Origin of the sequence: Curtobacterium sp. B18, from assembly GCF_000333375.1 — a bacterium.
Taxonomy (GTDB): Bacteria; Actinomycetota; Actinomycetes; order Actinomycetales; family Microbacteriaceae; genus Curtobacterium.
In genome coordinates this window covers 1-1,353 of the sequence record NZ_BACZ01000463.1, presented here as the reverse complement: position 1 = coordinate 1,353, position 1,353 = coordinate 1, and the positions used below count along the sequence as shown (strand labels likewise).

Here is a 1,353-nt window from a genome sequence, read left to right as displayed (position 1 = left end):
CGGGCGACGTTCGTCGCGGTGACGAGGAGCCACGGCAGCAGCGACCCGTCGACGAGCCGCACCCGAGCCCGGTTCCGCCAGGCCTCGAGGAACACGATCGCGACCGTGTCGGCCGCGTCCGTGTCGACCGGCACGAGTCGCATGCAGTGTCGCTGCACCCGGTGACGGTGCCGGTCGAACACCCGCCCGAACGCCTCGCCGTCACCCTCGAGCGCCATCGCCCAGTCCCCGCTGTCCATACCCTGCAGTGTCCGGGACGGCCGGATCGGTTCCACCCCGCCGCACCGACCGTCGACGAGTCCGGAACACACCGGACCGCCGACCGGTTGCAGCACGGGCGTGGTCGCACGTGGCGGCGACGTGTCGCCCCGGCGACGACGAGTCGCTCCGGCGACGACGAGAGAGGTGCACCATGTCGATGACCGTCCTGCTCGAGGTCCAGCTCCGGACCGACGTCCCCACCGAGACCGTCGAGGCCGCGATCCGCGAGACCCTCGCCCAGACCGCCGCGTTCGCCGGCAACGAGTCGCTCGAGGTCCTCGTCGACGACGCCGACGCGTCGCGCGTGGTCGTCCTCGAACGGTGGACGACGTCTGCAGACCACGACGCCTACGTCGCGTGGCGCGGCACCCCCGAGGGTGCGGCGAACGCCCTCGCCGCCGTCGTCGCCGCGCCGCCGGTCACCCGGACGTTCGACCGGACCATCACGCTCGACTGACCCCGGGGCGGGCGGTTCCCCGGCCGTGCCCGGGCCGGGCGGTCCCCCGGCCGTGCCCGGGCCGGGCGGTCCCCGGCCGTGCCCGGGGAGGGCGGTCGGCCGGCCGTGCCCGGGGATGGGACGATTGGGGCATGACCGCCACGCTCGTCGCCAAGGGACTCTCCGGCGGGTACGCCGCACGCACCCTCTTCGACGCCCTCGACCTGACCGTCGCCCCCGGGGACGTCATCGGCGTCGTCGGGGTGAACGGCGCCGGCAAGTCCACCCTGCTGCGCCTGCTCGCCGGGGTGGACGAACCGCTCGCCGGCAGTGTGTCGCTCGCACCGACCGACGCGTTCGTCGGCTTCCTGCCGCAGGAGCACGAACGCGTCCCCGGCGAGACCGTCGCCGCGTACATCGCCCGACGGACCGGCTGCGCCGAGGCGACCGCGACGATGGACGCCGCCGCTGCCGCGCTCGGCGATCCCGGCGCCGGGGACGCCGCTGCGGACGCCTACTCGGCGGCGCTCGACCGCTGGCTCGCGGCGGGTGCAGCCGACCTCGACGACCGCATCCCCGTCGTGCTCGCCGACCTCGGCCTGGCCGTCGGCTCCGATGAGGACGGCGTCGGGCCGGAGTCGTTGATGACCGCGCTG

The 1,353-nt window shown here is 75.1% G+C and carries 3 protein-coding genes; 2 read left to right on the top strand and 1 reads right to left on the bottom strand.

The genetic code is table 11. The features are described from left to right. On the bottom strand, positions 1–239 hold a 239-nt coding region (locus I5E_RS12440; protein WP_022907268.1), incomplete at its 3' end, for an RNA polymerase sigma factor. A 173-nt stretch (positions 240–412) separates the two neighbouring features. On the opposite strand from I5E_RS12440, the gene I5E_RS12435 reads away from it, so the two are divergent. Both I5E_RS12435 and I5E_RS12430 read left to right on the top strand, forming a co-directional pair. Continuing rightward, positions 413–718: a putative quinol monooxygenase gene (locus I5E_RS12435; protein WP_022907267.1), complete on the top strand. Its 306-nt coding sequence runs from the start codon at positions 413–415 to the stop codon at positions 716–718. A 131-nt stretch (positions 719–849) separates the two neighbouring features. Then, the coding region (locus I5E_RS12430) for an ATP-binding cassette domain-containing protein (protein WP_031262549.1) at positions 850–1,353 on the top strand (504 nt) is incomplete at its 3' end.